Raw genomic sequence first — 20,262 nt, 5'->3', positions numbered from 1 at the left:
CCAAAACACAACAAACAACGAAAGCAATTAATTCATTCGATGAATATGAAGGATAATGTCACTCTTAGCGCAAAAGCTCGTGAATCTTCTAATTTCAACCAGTTCAGTAAAGCTGAGGGGGCCATTCAGGAGTCACTGGGTATTTGGCCCCCTAACTGCGGTGCTTATGGCCCTGTAAATAAAGTCACGCTACCGACGGGTGCAACTATTGATCGATATGGATACCCAGGCGGCAGTTTTATGTCACCTGTTGGTGTACCTTTTGAAAATCGAGAATTACCTTAATCTTATGAAACGACGAAACCGTACTTTCAGTACGAAAGTATTATGTTAATACCAGATATCCCAAAATCAAAGAGCTTGCCATGGTTCGGACAAAAGTACTGGTACTCAATATGAACTACTTCAATCAATTGAATATTTTTTGGATAACGATTAAATGAAGTGAGTGAATAAATGAAGGTTCACGAACTTATAGATCAGGATTATGGCCTTTCAAAGAAAATGAAACCAAGCAATATTCTTTGTGATTTCGGTGACATTAGAGCCTCTTTCCCCTCTGAATATGGCGGAAAAAAAATTGAACCAGTTATTAAGGATTCGCTGAAATGAAATACATCAATGAAAAAGCATTAAATCTTCTGATGTTATTTATCGTATGTGTAATGGGAATTACAATTACATTGTTATGTATAGCACTGTCGGTGGACATTTTAGTTTGGATACTGACTGGCTCTTTTGATTTAACAAAAATAGAGATATTAAAAATCATTAAAATTGGCTGTGCTATTGGCTCTTTTACTGGCGCGATTTTTGTTATTGCTAATCTATTAAAATTAAGGGGGTTTTAAGGGAGGAAAGCCGCCGCCCACGCAGTGGCGAACGCCGTGCTGGCCGCGATGCAGGGGGAAGACGCGCTCGCGGGTGCCGCGGGTGCGCTGGCCGGAGAGCTGGCAGGGGCAATTGCGCTGGAGATGTACGGGAAGGATTTCAACAAGCTGGATGAGACGGAAAAGCAGACCATCAGCGCCCTGGCAACCCTTGCCGCAGGGATAGCGGGCGGCGTTGCGGGAGACGGCACGGCCAGCGCCATTGCGGGGGCCCAGGCCGGGAAGACGGTGGTTGAGAATAACCTGATGGCAGGGAGTGAGGATGTACAGGTTGCGTGGTTACAACAGCACAGAACTGATATGGCGAGCTGCGCAGATGAACCATCTTCAGCAAGCTGCCAGAAAGCAATGAATGAACGGGATGCCGTCGGACTGGCACTGGCAAGCGGTGGCGTGGCGTTGTTACCCGGTGGTGCTCAGGTGATGTGGGGGCTTGGTGCTGCCGCTAATGCCGGGGTCAATTACTGGGCAGATGACGCCATTGACCCGGCGAATGCCGCTATCGCTGGTTGGGTAAACGTATTCAGTATGGGGAACGGAATTGTAGGTACTGTTGGCTGGAATGCGGCAGGGGGTGCGTTTGGTAACTGGATTGATAACAAAGACCCGCTGTCGGGTGCTCTTATCACTGGTGCCGGTTCGGGTATTGGTTATGGCATTGGTAAAGGACTTTCATGGGGGGTCAATACCGGGGCAAACTGGTGGAAGGGCGGCTGGGATCCAAAGTTTAATGCTGATCTGAGACGGTTTACTGAAGTGAAGGGAGAACTTGGGCTTTCAAAAGAAATGACACCTAGTTATTTTCCAGGCATGTTTGGCGATATTGGCGGTAGCTTGGGCTCTGAGCTCAGCGGGAAGTATATAGATCAGAAAACCTCTCATAAGGATCGTAAAAAATGAGAAAGCAAAATACGTTTCTACACTTGGCCCTTTTTATCACATTAAGTGTTGTATCTATTTTTTTGACATCAATGACTTTATATGCAGGAGGGGAGGTGTTGTTTTTATTTTTTAAAGGTATACCAATAAATTTTACTATGGGAAATATATTCCTGCTCTGCAAGATTAGTCTCAGTGTGGGAAGCTTTGTCGGGAGTGTAATGTGGATAGCCCGGTCATTAAAAATAAAGGGATTCTAAGTCGTTGTTGAAAATAATGTGCTGGCGGCGTTACGGGGGCGCAGTCAGGAAAGACGGTGGTTGAGAATAACTCGCTGGCCCATGTACTGGCAGCAGCAGAAGCGAACAAACCGGGGACAGCAGAGAAATGGCAGGAAGAACAACAGGCGGCGATTAAGGAGGCCTGTAGTGGTGAAACACCGATATCGTGTGAAACAGCGATAGCCGCGATGGGAAGTGCTATGGCATGGCCGCTGTTGCCGGGTGCAGCAGCAACGACCAGTTTGATAGGTGCTGGGGCAAATGCAGGCGTTGGATTACTGATTAACCATGAAATAAATCCAAATGATGTCATTCTGGGTTACTGGACTGGGGCACTAACGGCAGGGACCGGATTGTGGGGTACGATGGTCGTAAATGCTGGTAGTGGAGCAACATCAAATTATCTTAAAGGTGATGATCCTCTGAAAGGTGGAGCGATCAGCGGAATTGCTTCTGGTCTGGGTTATAATGCTGGAAAATTGATTGAGATGCCGCTTGATAAAGCCTTTAACCCAATGAAACCATGGAAAGACTGGATCTGGACTGATATTGGAAAAGGGATATCCAAACCGCTATCGATCAATCAAACGCCGGGTATTGCTGGCAACATAACAGGTACAGTAACAACAGAATATGCGAATGACCGAGCAGGAAAAGCTACGGAGGGTAACAAATGAAAAATTGTGTATCAAAATTGCTTTTAGTCTTACTCTACTTACTCATTTCTTTGCCTTTTGGAATATTTGTTGCTGCTGTGGCTATGCAAGTTTTAATAAAGCTATTTTATTTATTCACTAGCGGGTTAAATTTCGATTTAGGATCAATTGATTTTGCGAAAATTTTCAAAGGGAGTGTTGCGGGAGGGGTTATTGGTGCCATAGGTTGCTGGTATATCTACTATCAGCAAAGTAGGAAATAACAGAATTCCGATATCAGAATGAGTTATGGTGAAGAATCACCTATTTGTCGAGGCGGACAACTGAAGGCACCACGCACGCGGCCATTGAAAACGGCACGGTGGTGGTTCTTGACACCGCAAACCAGACGCAGGATATCGCCACCCTCTCCCGCGACACGGAAAATGCCAACGGCAGCATCGACGCCATCTTCGATAAGGAGAAAGAGATGCGCCGGATGGAGGAGGCGCAGCTTATCGCGGAAATCGGTCGAAAGATTGGGAACTTATGACAGCAATCTGAATAGGATTAAGGACTAATATGTTTGGAATTTTCCCAGAGGATAAACCAGTGGATGTTGAGGGTGAGCTTGTCTTACCTGCATCAATAGTTATTGATGATTTTTCAGAAATAATCAATATCCCTTTATCTTACTGGAATATAAATGACTATAAAAAATCATGGTTAAGCTCACTTGAAAGTGGTTTGGCAAGTAAGAAGCATGCTACTTTAGTTGTCACAATGTATGAACCTGACCACACGAATTTTATATTCACTTGGGTTTTATATTTCCATGGAAATAGAGTTTTCGTGCAAAACGAAATATTATTCCTCGATGAACATCCTGATTTTACAGTGGATAAAATCAATGATTTTATGGAACCACGCGTTACTCATAATGAAGATGGTATGAAAATATCTGAATGGTGTACCGATCTAAAAAGTGTTTTGGATTTTATCAATAGTCTTAACGATTAAAAATCATCTGGCCACCTCGCCGGGATTCGCCTTGAATCACTACTTCCGGCACATTTTCACCGGTTAATCTCCCGCGTCACACACCGCCCCAGGAACTTCCCCAACCCCTTATGCACTTCCAATTTATTTATACAGGTGATACTTAGACTTTCCAGACCATTTCACAGCCAATAAATATTCACCGCCCCCTCTCCATACTCAGCAAATAAAAAAACATTCATAACCAAGCTATAAATATCTTCCTAAAAATATATCGCCAGGGCTAAACCCTCTATTTTTACTTTTACTACCCCTTTAAAATCCCCTCGTCAAAAACACTAAGGGAATATATAAATGAATAAAATATCTTTGGCGATATTTCTGGCATTCACCATGGCAAGTGGTGCAACCTTCGCTACTGAACAAACGTTATCTCTTGGCTATGCACACGCCGATGTGCAAAACTTTAACAGTCTGAGCGGCGTAAACCTGCAATATCGCTACGAATTGAACTCACCGTTAAGCATCATCGGCTCTTTCACCTACATGCAGGGCGATGGGTCCACTCAATATTATGTGGCTAATGACTTCGTAAAAAACGATGTTGATGTGAAATATTATTCCGTACTGGCTGGTCCGTCATACCGTATTAATGATTATATTTCCCTGTATGCCCTGGGCGGTATCGCTTATGTCAAAGCATCGGGAACGACAAAGTGGATTAATGCTACGCTGGACTATACCGGTCATGACAGTCTTTCTGAAAAATCGACCTCTTTTGCCTATGGCGCAGGTCTGATGATTAATCCAGTCGAAAATGTCTCGATGACGCTCGGCTATGAAGGAACAGAAGCCGATCTGAATGGTAATTACGCCATCAATGGGTTTATTTTGGGTATTGGCTACCGCTTCTGATATCACGTGAGAGTTATCTTCTGAAAAGATAACTCTCTTTAAATATCCCTACTCCTCTTCATTCCCCCCTTCCTCATACGCGCCATAGGGCTTCGCAGGCAGAACAATATAGGTGCCTTCAAAGACCGCGCCCGGCGTTTCATCGCCGAACAGTTCAACCTGCATTTGTACGCGCGCCTTGCGGCCACGTGCCAGACGGTCGAGATCGCCGCCCAGTGCGCCGAGGTCAGCTACCGCGCTTGGCTTACCGCTGATCGGGGCGCTGTAACGAATATGGGCATCGGCAAGAATAATCGTGCCGCCAAGATGGCGCTCGCGCAGCATCAGCCAGATAAGCCCCCAGCCGGTGAGCGTGGCCAGAGAAAACAGGCTGCCGGCAAACAGCGTATGGTGCGGGTTCTGATTGCCGATCTCCGGCATGGTGGTGATAAATTTTTGCCCGGTGTACTGCTGAATGCGCACCCCCATCTTTTCGCTCAGCGGGATGTGCTGATACCAGGCCTGCTGCAGCTGACCGCACCAGTCGGCACGATGCAAAATATCATCCAGCGAAGCGATGGGTTTGATCATCAAAAAGTGGCGAATCGGGGTGGTTTGCGGCGTGGTGATTTCGCCCTGGTTTATAAAACCCAGCTTGGCAAAGAACTCGACCGCATCTTCACGCGCGCTACAGGTGACGCGCTTCACGCCCTCCTGACGGGCAACAGACTCCAGCGTCATCGCCATCAGCGTACCGAGACCTTTATCCTGTACGCTGGGGTGCACCGCCATAAAGCGAATGGAGGCTTCATTATCAGCGTTGATATACAGCCGCCCGACGGCGACAAGGTTGCCCTCTTCATCCATGACCATCTGGTGATGCGCCATGGCATCCCAGGCGTCGCGCTCCGACCCTTTCGGCTGATGCAATGGCTTACGCAGCATCTCCCAGCGGAACTGATAATAAAGCGCCAACTCTTCTTCCGTTTGCGGTACTCGAAGGTGATACATAGCTGTAGTCTCTCTTGTTACCCGCGGCCATGCCGTCAGCTCACTCATACCTGGAGCCAGAACGTGACGGGGCCATCATTTACCAGCGAGACCTGCATATCTGCAGCGAAACGTCCGGTCTGTGTATGCATCTCTTGCTGACGGCAACGGTCAACAAAGTATTCATATAACGCTTCTGCCCGTTCTGGCGCCGCCCCTTTAGAGAAGCCCGGGCGCATGCCGCGCTCGGTATCGGCTGCCAGCGTAAACTGCGATACGACCAGCACGCTGCCACCCGCCTGCTGGACGTTGAGGTTCATTTTGCCTTCTGCATCGCTGAAGATGCGATAACCCAACACGCGCTCGCATAAGCGGTTGGCTTTCTGCTCGTCGTCATCCCTTTCGACACCTAACAAGACTAAAAGTCCCGGGCCAATTTCACCCGTCACCTCTCCCTCCACGGTGACGCTGGCACGGGTTACGCGCTGGATTAATGCAATCATGGTTGGTCTGCTTCTCGTCGTTTTTCGGCTTCGGCCGCTTTTTTTAGCTCGCGATATACCCCGAGAGTGACAGTAATTTCAGCGCCAAGCAAGACGATGCACCACGTCCAGTAAACCCAGAGGAACAAAATGGGGATCACCGCCAGTACGCCATAAATCAGCTGATAGGAGGGGAACATGGTGATGTAGAGCGCAAAGCCTTTCTTGCCCAACTCGAAAAGCAGAGCGGCCACCAGCGCGCCCAGCATCGCATCGCGGTTAGGCACCCGCATGGTAGGCACAATGCTGTAGAGCAACCAGAAAGCGAGCCAGGACAAGAGCAACGGGAAGATGCGCAGCACGTCGTCAATCACGCTGTCGAGTTCGCTGGCCCAGCGTAACGAGAGCAGATATGAGCTGATCGCCAGACTGGCACCGGCCAGCAACGGCCCCAGCGTCAGGATCATCCAGTAGACTGCAAACGAGTAAACCTTAGGACGCGCCCGGGTGCTGCGCCAGATGGTATTGAGCGCGCTATCGATGGCATACATCAGCAGCAGCGCGGTGACAATAAGTCCGCACGCCCCTACCGCCGTCATCTTGCTGGAGTTCGCGACAAACTGCTCAATGTAATTCTGAATGACATCCCCGGTGGCAGGCATGAAGTTCGCAAAAACAAAATGGCGGAGCTGCAGGCTGACATCCGAAAACATCGGAAAAGCGGCAAAAAGGGCAAAAATAACGGCCACTAGCGGCACCAGAGACAACAACGACACGTAGGCAAGGTTGCCTGCCAGCGTGGTCATGTTGTCCTCATCGATGCGATGCCAGAGGAGTTTTAGCCACGCACGAAACGGTCGGGTGTGGTGGCTGGCTTTTTGATGAACGATTTTTAGCATAACTGCTTCGCAAAATAGTCAGGTATTGTCTGTTTTCCGGTCACCAGAATTGACGTGATACCCAACTGGTTAGCTCCCTCTATATTATCGACGTTATCGTCAAAAAAGATGGCGTCGGCGGCAGAGAATCCTTCGGCCTGCAAAACGGCCTGGTAGATCCGCGCTTCCGGTTTGCGCATCCCCATCTCCTGGGACAGGTAGATTTTGTCTGCCGCCGCTTTCACTTCGGGATATTCATCCGGCCAGAAAGTGGTATGCAGACGGTTGGTATTGGACAGCACCACTACCCGATGCCCTTGCTCACGCAGCTTGTGCATGATGGCAATCACCTCGGGACGAATACCGACAAAGATCGCCTGCCAGCCGTGGGAAAACTGTTCGTAACTGAGGGCTAGTTCCATCTCCTGGCAGAGCTTTTCGGCAAATTCTTCATCCGAAATCTCACCGCGCTCATGCTGATGGAAGGTATCGCCCATCGTAAAACTCTGCTTAAGCGTTGCCAGCGGAACGCGGCTGAAATCACTCCATGACCCCAGCACACGATTAAAGTCGATATCGACGATTACGTTTCCTAAATCAAAGATATAGAGCATCTGCTTCTCCTTTTCGCCGTGAAAATTAACTTTAGCGGGAAAGAAGATGTTTGGCTATGCGCCAGCGCCAGCTTACAGAAAGGAAGGAACGGCCCGCAGGGTACCTGCCAGGCCGTGAGAGCAAAAACCGCGAAGCGGTCTGTTATTCGTCGCCCGGATTGACTTCAACAACCTCAACCTTGCCGGATTTCAGATGACCTTGCAGGGCAGAGCCGGGGAGTTTATCGGTGAAGAGCGCCGTAGCCTGCGCCACGTTACCGACTTCGATCGCGGCGGAAGCGTGGTATTTCGTATGATCGGCCGCCAGTAAAATGTGCCGGGAGTGCGCCATCATGGTCTTCGCCACGCTGGCTTCGTTAACATCAAATTCCATCAGCGCACCGTCGGATTCAATCGCCCCGACGCTGGTCACCAGGTAATCAGCACGGAAACCCGACACAAACGCCGTGGCCGCCGGGCCGATGATGCCCCCGTTGTGCGGACGCAGCGTACCGCCGGGGACCATCACCTCAAAGCGCGGGTTTTTGTAGAGAATATGCGCCACCCGCAGGCTGTTGGTGATAATACGCAGATGATTATGGTTAAGCAGGGCACGGGCCACATGCTCCACGGTCGTACCAATGGTGATAAACAGGGTTGAGCCATCGGGAATGTAGTCCGCAATGGCCTCGGCTATCGCTCGCTTCTCTTCGGTCAGAGAGACTTCGCGCTGCTCAAAAGCCGTGTTGACCACGCTGGATGCCCTACCCGCACCACCATGATGACGTGTTATCAGCCCCTGGTCGCTCAGTTTGCGGATATCCCGGCGCACCGTTTGCGTGGAGACATCCAGCAGGTTCGCCAGTTCATCAATGTTCATATAACCACGATCGGCAATTAGCGTTAGCAGCTGATCGTGGCGCGGGTTGCCGGTCAGTTCGGTAAGGCTCATGGGCTGTCCTCTGAAAACCATCACGCCCCGCATTTTATACAAAAAGTGACAAAAAAGAGCGGGTTTGATCACAGTCAGGTATACCTGCGCGCCCACCCGGTTTGGTGCATTTCAATGCCGCGACGGCACTGGCAAAACGAACTGCCTCTGATGACGGCATCTGTTGCGCCAGACTGAGCGCCAGCGCGCCATGAAAAACATCCCCCGCACCTGTCGTATCAACCACCTCAACGGCATACCCCGGCTGATGGCAAAGTTCGCCCTTCTCCAGCCAGTAACACCCCTCACGGCCCTGCGTGACATACACGTGTCCATTTGTGAGCGTTTGTGCTTTTTTTAAGGCATCGAGTGGATTATCTATGCGCGTTAAACGTTTCAGACCCGGCGCGGAAAAGGCCGCATGGTCGCTCAGCGCAACGAGTTCAGCGATATCCTGCGGAGTGACATCCGCATCAAGCACCGTAGGCACGCCCTGCTGACGGGCAAGGGTAAAGGCTTGCTTTGCGCCCTCATGCCAGCGCACATCGGCCAAGACACTGTCCCACTGCGAAAAATCGATCTCCTTCAGCCAGTCTGCTGTCATGGGAAGATCGGCGCTGGGATAGTTAGCAATAACACGCTCACCGCTCGCATCCACCAGCACGGCCGACTGTGACGAGCGGGCACCTTTAACAACGCGGGTGTACCGCGTATTTACCCCCAGGGACTCCAGCTCCGCGAGTAATCTTCTGCCGGTGTCGTCATCCCCCACCCGGCCAATAAAATCCACTTCTGCCCCCAGTTTTGCCGCCGCCACCGCCGCAGTTGCCGCCGGGCCACCGCCCACTTCCGTATAGTCTTTTGCGACATATTTCCCACCTTCTTTCGGTAAATCATCGAGATACCAGATGCGATCCAGCACGGTAATGCCAACACAAACAATGCGAGTCATGGTGATTCCTTCTGCGTTTCTGATGCTCTCATTTTAATTTCACAAAATGTTTAAAAAGTGACCCGTGTCAATTTTTTGACTATAAATTACAAATACGATCAAAAACAGACAACATAAACGCTCAATAATTGACACGATGTGACAGGAGAGAAGCATGTCAGCAATTGCCTTTATCGGTTTAGGACAGATGGGCGCGCCCATGGCGAAGAATCTTTTACAGCAGGGCCACCAGCTTCGCGTCTTTGATGTAAACCCCCAGGCGATTCAGGCTCTGGTAGAGAGCGGCGCACAAGCAGCGACAACCCCTGCACAGGCGGCAACCGATGCCGAATTTGTCATCACCATGCTGCCAAACGGCGACCTGGTGCGCACCGTTTTGTTTGGTGAGCACGGCGTTTGCGACGGGCTGTCCCGCGACGCGCTGGTGATTGATATGTCCACCATTCATCCGCTGCAGACCGACGCGCTGATCCGCGACATGGCTAAACAGGGTTTCAGCCTGATGGATGTGCCTGTCGGGCGCACGTCGGATCATGCTATCGCCGGAACGTTGCTCCTGCTGGCGGGCGGCACGGCCGAACAGGTTGAACGCGCCACGCCGGTGTTGATGGCGATGGGCAATGAACTGATTAACGCAGGCGGGCCTGGGATGGGCATTCGCGTGAAGCTTATCAATAACTACATGAGCATCGCCCTGAACGCGCTTTCCGCTGAGGCGGCGGTGCTGTGCGAAGCGCTCGGCCTCTCCTTTGATGTGGCCCTGAAAGTCATGAGCGGCACCCCTGCGGGTAAAGGGCACTTCACCACCTCGTGGCCAAACAAGGTGCTGAAAGGGGATCTTTCACCCGCCTTTATGATCGACCTTGCACATAAAGATCTGGGGATCGCCCTGGACGTAGCCAACCAACTGCACGTCCCGATGCCGCTGGGTGCCGCCTCCCGCGAAGTCTACAACCAGGCACGCGCCGCCGGACGCGGACGTGAAGACTGGACGGCCATTCTTGAACAGGTTCGCGCATCCGCCGGACTGAATAATCACACTGATAAGTAAGGACTGAGGAATGACGATGTACACCCTGAAAGATATCACCCGACCTTCCGGCGGTTTTGCCATGCTGGCCGTGGATCAGCGCGAAGCGATGCGTCTGATGTTTGCCGCAGCGGGTGCGCCTGTGCCGGTCACCGATCAGCATCTGACTGACTTCAAGGTCAATGCGGCGAAAATTCTGTCGCCGTACGCCTCCGCTATTCTTGTCGACCAGCAGTTCTGCTATCGCCAGATCGTGGAACAACAGGCGGTTGCCAACAGCTGCGCGATGATTGTGGCGGCTGACGAGTTTATTCCGGGGAATGGCATTCCGGTCGACAGCGTGGTGATTGATAAAAATATTGATGCGCAGGCGGTCAGGCGCGATGGCGGCAAAGCGCTGAAGCTGCTGGTGCTGTGGCGTAGCGACGAAGATCCGCAGCAACGTCTGGAGATGGTGTCGGCGTTTAATAAGCTGTGCCATGACAACGGGCTACTTAGCATTATTGAGCCGGTGGTTCGTCCCCCGCGTCGCAGCGCTGTGTTTAACCGCGAACAGGCCATTATCGATGCGGCAAAAGAGCTGGGCGACAGCGGCGCCGATCTCTACAAAGTCGAGATGCCGTTGTTCGGTAAAGGTACGCAGCAGGAACTGTTGGCCGCCTCGCAGAAACTGAATGAACAGATCAACATGCCGTGGGTGATCCTCTCTTCCGGCGTGGATGACAAGCTCTTCCCGCGCGCGGTGCAGGTTGCCATGCAGGCGGGGGCTTCAGGCTTTTTAGCCGGTCGCGCCGTATGGTCGTCCGTGGTGGGGCTGCCGGATACTGAAATGATGCTGCGCGACGTCTCTGTACCGAAACTGCAGCGTCTGGGCGAAATCGTCGACGAAATGATGGCTCGCCGTTAAGAAAGGATACGAACATGAAATGGTTTAACACCCTGAGCCATAACCGCTGGCTCGAACAAGAGACCGACCGCATTCTCGATTTCGGCAAAAACGCCGCCGTACCCACTGGCTTTGGCTGGCTGGGCAATAACGGTCAGATCCGCAGCGACATGGGCACCCATCTGTGGATCACCGCCCGTATGCTGCACGTTTACGCGGTGGCCGCGAACATGGGCCGCCCCGGCGCTTACGCTCTGATTGAGCATGGCATTAACGCCCTCAACGGCCCGCTGCGCGACAAACAGCACGGCGGCTGGTACGCCTGCGTCAACGACGAGGGCGTGATCGACGCCTCCAAGCAGGGCTATCAGCACTTCTTCGTGCTGCTGGGTGCGGCGAGCGCCGTCACCACGGGTCATCCACAGGCGCGCAAGCTGCTGGACGAGGCGATTGAGGTGATCGAGCGCTATTTCTGGAGCGAGGACGAACAAATGTGCCTCGAATCCTGGGACGAGGCATTCAGCAAAACCGAAGATTACCGCGGCGGCAATGCCAACATGCACGCCGTGGAAGCCTTCCTGATCGTTTACGACGTGACGCACGACCGCAAGTGGCTTGACCGCGCCCTGCGCATCGCCTCGGTGATTATTCACGACGTGGCGCGCAAAGGGGAGTATCGCGTTAACGAGCACTTCGACACGAACTGGAATCCAATCCGCGATTACAACATCGACAATCCAGCCCACCGTTTCCGCGCCTATGGCGGCACGCCGGGGCACTGGATCGAGTGGGGACGCCTGATGTTACACCTGCGCGCCGCCCTGGAAGCCCGCTTTGAAACGCCGCCAGAGTGGCTGCTGGAAGATGCGAAAGGGCTGTTCCACGCCACTATACGCGACGCCTGGGCACCCGACGGGGCAGATGGCTTTGTCTACTCCGTGGGCTGGGATGGCAAACCTATCGTGCGCGAACGCGTACGTTGGCCAATCGTCGAAGCGATGGGAACAGCCTATGCGCTCTATACCGTCACCGGCGAGGCGCAGTACGAAGCCTGGTATCAGACGTGGTGGGAATACTGCATTAAGTACCTGATGGATTACGAGAACGGCTCCTGGTGGCAGGAGCTGGATACCAATAACGAAGTGACCACCAAAGTCTGGGATGGAAAACAGGATATTTACCATCTGCTGCACTGCCTGGTGATCCCACGCTTGCCGCTGGCACCAGGATTAGCCCCTGCGGTCGCCGCCGGATTACTGGATAGCCAGGCCAAATAATAAAGACGGAGTTTTTATGCGTACCCTACACAATATTGACCTGAAAAATAACGAAAGTGGTTTCACCCTGCACTGGGAAAACCGACTGATTTTGTCCCACACCGCGGATGCCCCCTGCCTGTGGATCGGCGCTGGCGTTGCCGATATCGACATGTTTCGTGGCAATTTCAGTATCAAGGACAAGCTCAACGAAAAGATTGCCCTGACGGACGCGACCGTCACACAGCAAAACGCGGGCTGGGCCATTCGCTTTACCCGTGGCGACGCGGTGAGCGCGACGCTGCTGGTGGGCGTCGATGAAGCAGGCCGTCTGGCGCTGAAGCTCAAAAACGATGCCCCCCACCATAACCGTATCTGGTTGCGCCTGGCGGCTCAGCCCGACGATCACATTTACGGCTGCGGAGAGCAGTTCTCGTACTTCGACCTGCGCGGCAAGCCGTTCCCGCTGTGGACCAGTGAACAGGGCGTTGGGCGTAACAAACAAACCTATGTGACCTGGCAGGCCGACTGCAAAGAGAATGCAGGCGGCGATTACTACTGGACCTTCTTCCCGCAGCCCACCTTCGTGAGCACCCAGAAGTATTTCTGCCACGTGGATAACAGCTGCTACATGAACTTCGATTTCAGCGCGCCGGACTTCCACGAGCTGGCCTTCTGGGAAGATAACGCCACGCTGCGCTTCGACTGTGCGGAAACCTACGTCGATCTGCTGGAAAAACTGACCGGCCTGCTGGGTCGTCAGCCTGAGCTGCCAGACTGGGTTTACGATGGCGTGACGCTGGGTATTCAGGGCGGCACCGAGGTGTGTCAGCAGAAGCTGGATACCCTGCGCAAAGGCGGCGTGAAGGTCAACGGCATCTGGGCGCAGGACTGGTCCGGCATTCGCATGACCTCCTTCGGCAAACGCGTGATGTGGAACTGGAAGTGGAACAGCGAGCTGTATCCGCAGCTTGATGAGCGTATTCAGCAGTGGAAGCAGGAAGGCGTGCAGTTCCTCTCCTATATCAACCCGTACGTGGCCAGCGATAAAGACCTGTGCGAAGAGGCGGCGAAGCGCGGCTATCTGACCAAAGATGCCGACGGCAAGGACTACCACGTCGAGTTTGGCGAGTTCTACGCAGGCGTTATCGACCTGACTAATCCTGAGGCCTACGACTGGTACAAAGAGGTCATTAAAAAGAACCTGATTGAACTGGGTTGCAGCGGCTGGATGGCCGATTTCGGTGAATATCTGCCGACCGATACTTTCCTGCATAACGGCGTCACTGCGGAGATTATGCATAACGCCTGGCCTGCGCTGTGGGCGAAATGTAACTACGAAGCGCTGGAAGAGACGGGCAAGCTCGGCGAGATCCTGTTCTTCATGCGTGCGGGTTACACCGGTAGCCAGAAGCACTCGGTGATGATGTGGGCGGGAGATCAGAACGTCGACTGGAGCCTCGACGACGGTCTGGCGTCAGTGGTGCCGGCAGCGCTCTCTCTGGCGATGACCGGGCATGGCCTGCACCACAGCGATATCGGCGGGTATACCACCCTGTTCGAGATGAAGCGCAGCAAAGAGCTGCTGCTGCGCTGGTGCGATTTCAGTGCTTTTACGCCGATGATGCGTACCCACGAAGGGAACCGTCCTGGCGATAACTGGCAGTTTGATGGTGATGCCGAAACCATTGCGCACTTTGCGCGCATGACCACCGTCTTTACCACTCTGAAACCCTATATCAAAGATGCCGTGGCGCAGAATGCGAAAAGCGGCCTGCCGGTAATGCGGCCGTTATTCCTGCACTACGAGGATGACGCGCACGTCTACACGCTGAAATACCAGTATCTGTTTGGCCGCGATCTGCTGGTGGCCCCTGTGCATGAAGAGGGGCGTCATGACTGGTCGCTCTATTTACCAGAAGACAACTGGGTAAATGCGTGGACGGGGGAAGTTTGCCATGGCGGTGATGTCACCGTTGATGCTCCGCTCGGCAAGCCACCGGTCTTCTATCGCCAGCAAAGCGAATGGGCAGATCTGTTTAGCACTCTGCGTCATATCTGATAAGGCTCGCCCGCAGGGAAACCTGCGGGCAGACGGAGAACAATAATGAGTCAACATACTTCTGATCCGGCAACCCTGCGCCTGCCGTTTAAAGAAAAACTCGCCTACGGGATGGGCGATCTCGGCTCTAACATCCTGTTGGACATCGGCACGCTGTATCTGCTGAAGTTTTACACCGACGTGCTGGGCCTGCCGGGTACCTACGGCGGGATCATCTTCCTGATTGCCAAATTCTTTACTGCCTTCACCGATATGGGCACCGGGATCATGCTCGACTCCCGGCGCAAGATCGGCCCAAAAGGGAAATTCCGCCCGTTCGTGCTCTACGCGGCGTTCCCGGTGACCCTGCTGGCCATTGCCAACTTCGTCGGCACGCCGTTTGAGGTGACCGGCAAAACGGTGATGGCAACGGTGCTGTTTATGCTCTACGGCCTGTTCTTCAGCATGATGAACTGCTCTTACGGCGCAATGGTACCTGCCATTACTAAAAACCCGGACGAGCGCGCCTCACTGGCCGCCTGGCGTCAGGGCGGCGCCACGCTGGGTCTGCTGCTGTGTACCGTCGGTTTTGTACCGGTGATGAACCTGATTGAGGGCAATGACCAGCTTGGCTACATCTTTGCCGCGACCCTTTTCTCGCTGTTCGGGCTGTTCTTTATGTGGTGGTGCTACAAAGGCGTGACCGAGCGTTACGTTGAGATGCAGCCCGCCAGTGCGACACATAAACCCGGGCTGCTGCAGTCGTTTCGCGCCATTGCCGGTAACCGCCCGCTGTTTATTCTCTGCATCGCCAACCTGTGTACGCTGGGTGCCTTTAACGTCAAACTTGCCATTCAGGTTTACTACACGCAGTACGTGCTGAACGACCCTATTCTGCTGTCGTATATGGGCTTCTTCAGCATGGGCTGTATTTTTATCGGCGTCTTTATGATGCCCGGCGCGGTGCGTCGCTTCGGTAAGAAAAAGGTCTATATCAGCGGGCTGATGATTTGGGTGGCAGGCGACCTGCTCAACTACTTCTTCGGCGGCGGGTCGGTGAGCTTTGTGGCGTTCTCCTGCCTGGCGTTCTTTGGTTCCGCCTTTGTGAATAGCCTGAACTGGGCGCTGGTGTCCGACACCGTAGAGTATGGCGAGTGGCGCACCGGGGTACGATCCGAAGGAACGGTCTATACCGGGTTTACCTTCTTCCGTAAGGTGTCGCAGGCGCTGGCGGGCTTCTTCCCGGGGATCATGCTCACGCAAATCGGCTACGTACCCAACGTGGTGCAATCCGCCGAAACGGTTGAAGGGTTGCGTCAGCTGATCTTTATCTACCCAAGCCTGCTGGCGGTCATCACCATCGTGGCGATGGGCTGCTTCTACAACCTCAACGAGAAAATGTATGTGCGCATTGTAGAAGAGATTGAACTGCGCAAACGTACGGCCTGAATGACCTGATCGAGCGCCCTGCGGGGCGCTATGAGGATCGACCATGACACACAATACTGATCCCTTAACCCTGAAGTTGAGCCTGCGCGAGAAGTGCGCCTATGGGATGGGCGATTTTGGCTCTAATTTGATGCTCTGTATCGGCACGCTGTATCTGCTGAAGTTTTACACAGACGAGCTGGGCATGCCCGCGTTCTATGGCGGCATTATCTTCCTGGTAGCGAAGTTCTTCACCGCCTTTACCGACATGCTCACCGGCGTGCTGCTGGACTCCCGGCGTAACATCGGTGCCAGAGGGAAATTCAGGCCGTTTATTCTTTATGCTTCCGTTCCGGTGGCACTGGTCGCCACGGCCCAGTTTATGGCGAATGATTTTAGCCTGACGGTGAAAACAGCCATCGCCACGGTGCTGTTTATGATGTTCGGCCTGTGCTATAGCCTGATGAACTGCTCTTACGGCGCGATGGTGCCAGCGATCACCAAAAACCCGAATGAGCGCGCGCAGCTTGCGGCCTGGCGTCAGGGCGGCGCAACGGTGGGTCTGCTGCTCTGCACTGTCGGCTTTATGCCCATTCAGGCGCTGTTTGTTAGCCAGCCGTCACTCGGCTATCTGGTTGCCGCACTGGTGTTTGTCACCGGGGGTCTGGTCTGTATGTGGTGGTGCTACTGCGGGGTGAAAGAGCGCTACGTGGAGATCACGCCCGATCATCATAAGCCGGGCATCCTGAAATCCTTCTGCGCCATCTTCCGCAATCCACCGCTGCTGGTGTTGTGCATCGCCAACCTTTGTACCCTCGCGGCGTTTAACATCAAGCTGGCCATTCAGGTTTACTACACCCAGTACGTGCTGAACGATCTCCATCTGCTGTCGTGGATGGGCTTTTTCAGTATGGGCTGCATTCTGGTAGGCGTGTTTCTGGTACCGGGCGCGGTTAAGCGTTTCGGCAAGAAGCCGGTCTATCTGGGCGGGCTGGCGCTGTGGGCGGTGGGCGACGTGCTGAACTTCTTCTGGGGGACCAGCTCCCTGCTGTTCGTGCTGTTTTCCTGCATGGCCTTTTTTGGTACCGCATTTGTGAATAGCCTCAACTGGGCGCTGGTGCCGGATACCGTCGATTATGGGGAGTGGAAAACCGGCATCCGCGCCGAGGGGTCGGTTTATACCGGTTACACCTTCTCACGCAAAATCTCCGCGGCCCTCGCCGGATTCCTGCCGGGTATTATGTTGACCCAGATTGGTTATATTCCGCATGCCGTGCAAAGCGCGGGCACCCTGCTGGGGCTGCGTCAGCTTATTTTTCTCTGGCCGTGCGGCCTGGCGATTATCGCCGCCATCACTATGGGACTGTTTTATAAACTCAACGAAGCGCGCTTCGCTTTTATTATCGAGGAGATAGGGAAACGGAAAAAAGAATTAGCGGATACGCCTGAGATAATCGCCAACCATAAAGCGTCAGCAGTCACTTTATAACAATAAATCCGGCCATTGTTTCCTTCCTGTTAATCAGGAGGGAGGCCTTTCTGTACCTGATACATGGACAAATTATGAAAAGAATCATCACTGTACTGATCGTGTCGTCTGTGTCCTACCCGGTATTTGCCGGTGCCTACGTCGAAACCCGCGAAGCCTACAATACGGCCTCGGAGATGCACGAGGTGATCCTGCGTGCGGGCTATAACTTCGATATGGGCGCGGGACTGATGTTCACCAATGCTTATAACCTGGGAAAATGGGATGAGCTGAAGCACAGCTATAACGAAATAGAAGGATGGTATCCACTCTTTAAACCCACCGACAAACTCACTTTCCAACCCGGCGGATTGATTAACGACAGCAGCGCGGGTTCGGGCGGTGCCGTCTATCTGGACACCAACTATAAATTCGTTGACTGGTTCAACCTGACGTTCCGCTATCGCTACAACCACAACAATTACGATACGCCGGACTATAACGGGCTGATGGATAAGAACGATACGCACGAGCTGGCGAATTACTGGAATTTCAAAGTGACGGATGCGTTTTTCTATACCTTTGAGCCGCACTTTTTTCAGCGGGTGAATGATTACCGCAGCAAAAATGGCAAAGATCACCACTGGGAAATTACCAATAAATTCAGCTATAAGATCGACAAAAACTGGCTGCCGTACCTTGAACTGCAGTGGCTGGACAGATGGAATGATTACAACCGCGAGCAGTACCGGGTTCGGTTGGGATTGCGCTATTCGTTCTAATAAAAAAGCCGCTGAGGAATCAGCGGCTTTTTAGTTACCGGGCGGCGCTCGCGCTTGCCCGGCCTACGGCATCACCGAATTAGTCTTCTTTCGGGCCGCGCATTGCGCGTTTACGATCGTTCTCAGTCAGGTGACGTTTACGGATACGGATAGAAGTTGGGGTTACTTCTACCAGTTCGTCGTCATCGATGAATTCCAGAGCCTGCTCCAGAGTCATCTTAACCGGTGGAACCAGAACCGTTGCTTCGTCAGTACCGGACGCACGCATGTTGGTCAGTTTCTTACCGGTCAGGCAGTTTACAGTCAGGTCGTTAGAACGGCTGTGAATACCGATGATCTGGCCTTCGTAAACTTCTGCACCGTGACCCAGGAACAGCTTACCGCGGTCCTGCAGGCTGAACAGGGCGAACGCAACTGCTTTACCCTGACCGTTGGAGATCAGAACGCCGTTGTTACGCTGGCCAACATCGCCTGGACGCACGTCGTCGTAGTGGCTGAAGGTGGAGTACAGCAGACCCGTACCGGAGGTCATGGTCATGAACTCTGAACGGAAGCCGATCAGACCACGGCTTGGGATCACGTAGTCGAGACGTACGCGGCCTTTGCCATCTGGATTCATGTTTTTCAGGTCGCCTTTACGCTCACCCAGTGCCTGCATCACAGAACCCTGGTGCTGCTCTTCAACGTCCAGCGTTACGTTTTCGAATGGCTCTTGTTTACGGCCATCGATTTCGCGGAAGATAACTTTCGGACGGGAAACCGCCATCTCGAAACCTTCACGACGCATGTTTTCGATCAGAACTGACAGGTGCAGCTCACCACGACCGGAAACACGGAATGCATCAGCGTCTGGCGTTTCTTCAACACGCAGCGCAACGTTGTGCACCAGCTCTTTGTTCAGGCGGTCAAGGATCTGACGAGAGGTAACGAACTTACCTTCTTTACCACAGAACGGAGAGGTGTTGACGTTGAAGAACATAGATACAGTTGGTTCATCAACAGACAGGGCTGGCAGCGCTTCTACCGCTTGCGTGTCGCAAATGGTGTCAGAGATGTTCAGCTCGCCCAGACCGGTGATCGCGATGATGTCGCCAGCTTCAGCGATGTCGCTCTCGATACGCTCCAGACCCAGGTGAGTCAGTACTTTACCAACTTTACCGTTACGGGTTTTGCCTTCGCTATCGATGATAGTAACTTGCTGGTTAGGCTTAACTTTACCGCGCTTGATACGACCAATGCCGATTACACCAACGTAGTTGTTGTAGTCGAGCTGAGAGATCTGCATCTGCAGGGTGCCGTCAATATCAACGTTTGGCGCAGGAACACGGTCAACAATCGCCTGGTACAGCGGGGTCATGTCTTCAGCCATGTCTTCGTGGTCCAGACCTGCGATACCGTTCAGCGCAGACGCGTAAACGATAGGGAAGTCCAGCTGCTCGTCAGTGGCGTCGAGGTTTACGAACAGGTCGAAGACCTGATCCACAACCCAGTCAGGACGCGCGCCAGGGCGGTCAACTTTGTTGATAACCACGATTGGCTTCAGACCATGGGCAAATGCCTTCTTGGTTACGAAGCGCGTCTGCGGCATTGGGCCATCCATTGCGTCAACGACCAGCAGCACGGAATCGACCATGGACATTACACGTTCAACTTCACCACCGAAGTCGGCGTGCCCCGGGGTATCAACGATGTTGATACGGTAGTCATTCCATTTGATAGCGGTGTTTTTAGCGAGGATGGTAATCCCACGCTCTTTCTCCAAATCGTTGGAGTCCATCACGCGTTCTTGAGTTTCGGCACGAGAGTCGAACGTACCAGATTGCTGCAGCAGCTTATCAACCAGGGTAGTTTTACCATGGTCAACGTGCGCGATGATGGCGATATTACGCAGATTTTCGATCACAACTTTGCCTCAGGCATTTAGAAATAGCGCGTTATTGTACACGGATTAATCGCACTACAAAACA

Annotated in this window: 22 protein-coding genes and 1 pseudogene; 16 read left to right on the top strand and 7 right to left on the bottom strand. The window is 53.0% G+C overall.

Going from position 1 to position 20,262, the window contains the following annotated elements:
* The first annotated feature begins 39 nt into the window (after window positions 1-39).
* The 9 genes and pseudogenes from ABIE02_RS21135 (at window position 40) to ABIE02_RS21095 (ending at window position 4,599) form a co-directional block, all read left to right on the top strand.
* On the top strand, window positions 40-285 hold the full coding sequence (locus ABIE02_RS21135; protein WP_071886405.1) for a glycohydrolase toxin TNT-related protein: 246 nt from the start codon (window positions 40-42) through the stop codon (window positions 283-285).
* A 171-nt stretch (window positions 286-456) separates the two neighbouring features.
* Window positions 457-612: a hypothetical protein gene (locus tag ABIE02_RS21130; RefSeq protein ID WP_156107304.1), complete on the top strand. Its 156-nt coding sequence runs from the start codon at window positions 457-459 to the stop codon at window positions 610-612.
* Window positions 609-851, top strand: a complete 243-nt coding sequence (locus ABIE02_RS21125) for a hypothetical protein (RefSeq protein WP_336995131.1) — start codon at window positions 609-611, stop codon at window positions 849-851. The genes ABIE02_RS21130 and ABIE02_RS21125 overlap by 4 nt, the downstream gene beginning before the upstream one ends.
* Window positions 852-857: 6 nt before the next feature.
* Window positions 858-1,790 (top strand): annotated as a pseudogene (locus ABIE02_RS21120) (VENN motif pre-toxin domain-containing protein); the annotation flags it as partial.
* Between the two features lie 295 nt (window positions 1,791-2,085).
* Complete coding sequence (locus ABIE02_RS21115) at window positions 2,086-2,727, top strand: hypothetical protein (protein ID WP_230431080.1); 642 nt, start codon at window positions 2,086-2,088, stop codon at window positions 2,725-2,727.
* Window positions 2,724-2,969: a hypothetical protein gene (locus ABIE02_RS21110; protein ID WP_032615381.1), complete on the top strand. Its 246-nt coding sequence runs from the start codon at window positions 2,724-2,726 to the stop codon at window positions 2,967-2,969. Before ABIE02_RS21115 ends, ABIE02_RS21110 begins: the two co-directional genes overlap by 4 nt.
* A 44-nt stretch (window positions 2,970-3,013) precedes the next feature.
* A complete protein-coding gene (locus tag ABIE02_RS21105) occupies window positions 3,014-3,238 on the top strand; it encodes a hypothetical protein (protein ID WP_032615383.1) in 225 nt (74 codons plus the stop codon).
* A gap of 29 nt (window positions 3,239-3,267) precedes the next feature.
* Window positions 3,268-3,705, top strand: coding sequence for a hypothetical protein (locus tag ABIE02_RS21100; RefSeq protein ID WP_336995129.1), 438 nt, complete (start codon window positions 3,268-3,270; stop codon window positions 3,703-3,705).
* A 333-nt stretch (window positions 3,706-4,038) separates the two neighbouring features.
* Window positions 4,039-4,599: an Ail/Lom family outer membrane beta-barrel protein gene (locus tag ABIE02_RS21095; protein ID WP_336995128.1), complete on the top strand. Its 561-nt coding sequence runs from the start codon at window positions 4,039-4,041 to the stop codon at window positions 4,597-4,599.
* Window positions 4,600-4,647: 48 nt separating this feature from the next.
* Here ABIE02_RS21095 and fabY read toward each other — a convergent pair whose 3' ends face one another.
* From fabY to ABIE02_RS21065, 6 genes are all read right to left on the bottom strand, one after another.
* The gene (gene fabY / locus ABIE02_RS21090) at window positions 4,648-5,589 is read right to left on the bottom strand and encodes a fatty acid biosynthesis protein FabY (protein WP_032615389.1); all 942 of its coding nucleotides are present in this window, start codon (window positions 5,587-5,589) and stop codon (window positions 4,648-4,650) included.
* Window positions 5,590-5,633: 44 nt separating this feature from the next.
* Window positions 5,634-6,071, bottom strand: a complete 438-nt coding sequence (gene dtd / locus ABIE02_RS21085) for a D-aminoacyl-tRNA deacylase (protein WP_103793395.1) — start codon at window positions 6,069-6,071, stop codon at window positions 5,634-5,636.
* The gene (locus ABIE02_RS21080; RefSeq protein ID WP_032615393.1) at window positions 6,068-6,949 is read right to left on the bottom strand and encodes a virulence factor BrkB family protein; all 882 of its coding nucleotides are present in this window, start codon (window positions 6,947-6,949) and stop codon (window positions 6,068-6,070) included. The genes dtd and ABIE02_RS21080 overlap by 4 nt, the downstream gene beginning before the upstream one ends.
* On the bottom strand, window positions 6,943-7,542 hold the full coding sequence (gene yihX / locus ABIE02_RS21075) for a glucose-1-phosphatase (protein ID WP_032615395.1): 600 nt from the start codon (window positions 7,540-7,542) through the stop codon (window positions 6,943-6,945). Before yihX ends, ABIE02_RS21080 begins: the two co-directional genes overlap by 7 nt.
* A 142-nt stretch (window positions 7,543-7,684) precedes the next feature.
* Window positions 7,685-8,473 (bottom strand): DeoR/GlpR family DNA-binding transcription regulator, encoded by a 789-nt coding sequence (locus ABIE02_RS21070; protein ID WP_059306932.1) that lies wholly within the window; start codon window positions 8,471-8,473, stop codon window positions 7,685-7,687.
* Between the two features lie 34 nt (window positions 8,474-8,507).
* Window positions 8,508-9,404, bottom strand: coding sequence for a sugar kinase (locus tag ABIE02_RS21065; protein WP_077226887.1), 897 nt, complete (start codon window positions 9,402-9,404; stop codon window positions 8,508-8,510).
* A 154-nt stretch (window positions 9,405-9,558) separates the two neighbouring features.
* Between ABIE02_RS21065 and yihU the strand changes: the two genes are divergently transcribed.
* The 7 genes from yihU to ompL all read left to right on the top strand — a co-directional run bounded on the left by yihU (window position 9,559) and on the right by ompL (window position 18,295).
* Window positions 9,559-10,455 (top strand): sulfolactaldehyde 3-reductase, encoded by an 897-nt coding sequence (gene yihU, locus ABIE02_RS21060; protein WP_144884466.1) that lies wholly within the window; start codon window positions 9,559-9,561, stop codon window positions 10,453-10,455.
* A 10-nt stretch (window positions 10,456-10,465) separates the two neighbouring features.
* Window positions 10,466-11,341 carry a sulfofructosephosphate aldolase gene (gene yihT / locus ABIE02_RS21055; protein WP_032615405.1) on the top strand — a complete coding sequence of 292 codons (876 nt, stop codon included), beginning with the start codon at window positions 10,466-10,468 and terminating at the stop codon, window positions 11,339-11,341.
* A 14-nt stretch (window positions 11,342-11,355) separates the two neighbouring features.
* A complete protein-coding gene (yihS, locus tag ABIE02_RS21050; protein ID WP_336995127.1) occupies window positions 11,356-12,597 on the top strand; it encodes a sulfoquinovose isomerase in 1,242 nt (413 codons plus the stop codon).
* A gap of 16 nt (window positions 12,598-12,613) precedes the next feature.
* Window positions 12,614-14,638 carry an alpha-glucosidase gene (locus ABIE02_RS21045; protein ID WP_336995126.1) on the top strand — a complete coding sequence of 675 codons (2,025 nt, stop codon included), beginning with the start codon at window positions 12,614-12,616 and terminating at the stop codon, window positions 14,636-14,638.
* Between the two features lie 45 nt (window positions 14,639-14,683).
* Complete coding sequence (locus tag ABIE02_RS21040) at window positions 14,684-16,066, top strand: MFS transporter (protein ID WP_336995125.1); 1,383 nt, start codon at window positions 14,684-14,686, stop codon at window positions 16,064-16,066.
* A gap of 43 nt (window positions 16,067-16,109) precedes the next feature.
* The gene (locus ABIE02_RS21035; RefSeq protein ID WP_336995124.1) at window positions 16,110-17,534 is read left to right on the top strand and encodes an MFS transporter; all 1,425 of its coding nucleotides are present in this window, start codon (window positions 16,110-16,112) and stop codon (window positions 17,532-17,534) included.
* Window positions 17,535-17,608: 74 nt separating this feature from the next.
* Complete coding sequence (gene ompL, locus ABIE02_RS21030) at window positions 17,609-18,295, top strand: porin OmpL (protein ID WP_336995123.1); 687 nt, start codon at window positions 17,609-17,611, stop codon at window positions 18,293-18,295.
* Window positions 18,296-18,374: 79 nt separating this feature from the next.
* On the opposite strand, the gene typA is transcribed toward ompL, so the two are convergent.
* The gene (typA, locus tag ABIE02_RS21025) at window positions 18,375-20,198 is read right to left on the bottom strand and encodes a ribosome-dependent GTPase TypA (protein ID WP_032615418.1); all 1,824 of its coding nucleotides are present in this window, start codon (window positions 20,196-20,198) and stop codon (window positions 18,375-18,377) included.
* Window positions 20,199-20,262: the final 64 nt, after the last annotated feature.

Origin of the sequence: Leclercia sp. 1548, assembly GCF_050435045.1 — a bacterium.
GTDB lineage: Bacteria > Pseudomonadota > Gammaproteobacteria > Enterobacterales > Enterobacteriaceae > Enterobacter > Enterobacter adecarboxylatus.
This window is presented reverse-complemented; position numbering and strand designations above follow the sequence as displayed.

Excerpts from the sequence above, each read along its gene's own strand:
- ABIE02_RS21135 (WP_071886405.1), top strand. The coding sequence starts at position 40 with ATGAATATGAAGGATAATGTCACTCTTAGCGCAAAAGCTCGTGAATCT.
- ABIE02_RS21130 (WP_156107304.1), top strand. The coding sequence starts at position 457 with ATGAAGGTTCACGAACTTATAGATCAGGATTATGGCCTTTCAAAGAAA.
- ABIE02_RS21125 (WP_336995131.1), top strand. The coding sequence starts at position 609 with ATGAAATACATCAATGAAAAAGCATTAAATCTTCTGATGTTATTTATC.
- ABIE02_RS21110 (WP_032615381.1), top strand. The coding sequence starts at position 2,724 with ATGAAAAATTGTGTATCAAAATTGCTTTTAGTCTTACTCTACTTACTC.
- ABIE02_RS21100 (WP_336995129.1), top strand. The coding sequence starts at position 3,268 with ATGTTTGGAATTTTCCCAGAGGATAAACCAGTGGATGTTGAGGGTGAG.
- ABIE02_RS21095 (WP_336995128.1), top strand. The coding sequence starts at position 4,039 with ATGAATAAAATATCTTTGGCGATATTTCTGGCATTCACCATGGCAAGT.
- fabY (WP_032615389.1), bottom strand. The coding sequence starts at position 5,589 with ATGTATCACCTTCGAGTACCGCAAACGGAAGAAGAGTTGGCGCTTTAT.
- dtd (WP_103793395.1), bottom strand. The coding sequence starts at position 6,071 with ATGATTGCATTAATCCAGCGCGTAACCCGTGCCAGCGTCACCGTGGAG.
- ABIE02_RS21080 (WP_032615393.1), bottom strand. The coding sequence starts at position 6,949 with ATGCTAAAAATCGTTCATCAAAAAGCCAGCCACCACACCCGACCGTTT.
- yihX (WP_032615395.1), bottom strand. The coding sequence starts at position 7,542 with ATGCTCTATATCTTTGATTTAGGAAACGTAATCGTCGATATCGACTTT.
- ABIE02_RS21070 (WP_059306932.1), bottom strand. The coding sequence starts at position 8,473 with ATGAGCCTTACCGAACTGACCGGCAACCCGCGCCACGATCAGCTGCTA.
- ABIE02_RS21065 (WP_077226887.1), bottom strand. The coding sequence starts at position 9,404 with ATGACTCGCATTGTTTGTGTTGGCATTACCGTGCTGGATCGCATCTGG.
- yihU (WP_144884466.1), top strand. The coding sequence starts at position 9,559 with ATGTCAGCAATTGCCTTTATCGGTTTAGGACAGATGGGCGCGCCCATG.
- yihT (WP_032615405.1), top strand. The coding sequence starts at position 10,466 with ATGACGATGTACACCCTGAAAGATATCACCCGACCTTCCGGCGGTTTT.
- yihS (WP_336995127.1), top strand. The coding sequence starts at position 11,356 with ATGAAATGGTTTAACACCCTGAGCCATAACCGCTGGCTCGAACAAGAG.
- ABIE02_RS21045 (WP_336995126.1), top strand. The coding sequence starts at position 12,614 with ATGCGTACCCTACACAATATTGACCTGAAAAATAACGAAAGTGGTTTC.
- ABIE02_RS21040 (WP_336995125.1), top strand. The coding sequence starts at position 14,684 with ATGAGTCAACATACTTCTGATCCGGCAACCCTGCGCCTGCCGTTTAAA.
- ABIE02_RS21035 (WP_336995124.1), top strand. The coding sequence starts at position 16,110 with ATGACACACAATACTGATCCCTTAACCCTGAAGTTGAGCCTGCGCGAG.
- ompL (WP_336995123.1), top strand. The coding sequence starts at position 17,609 with ATGAAAAGAATCATCACTGTACTGATCGTGTCGTCTGTGTCCTACCCG.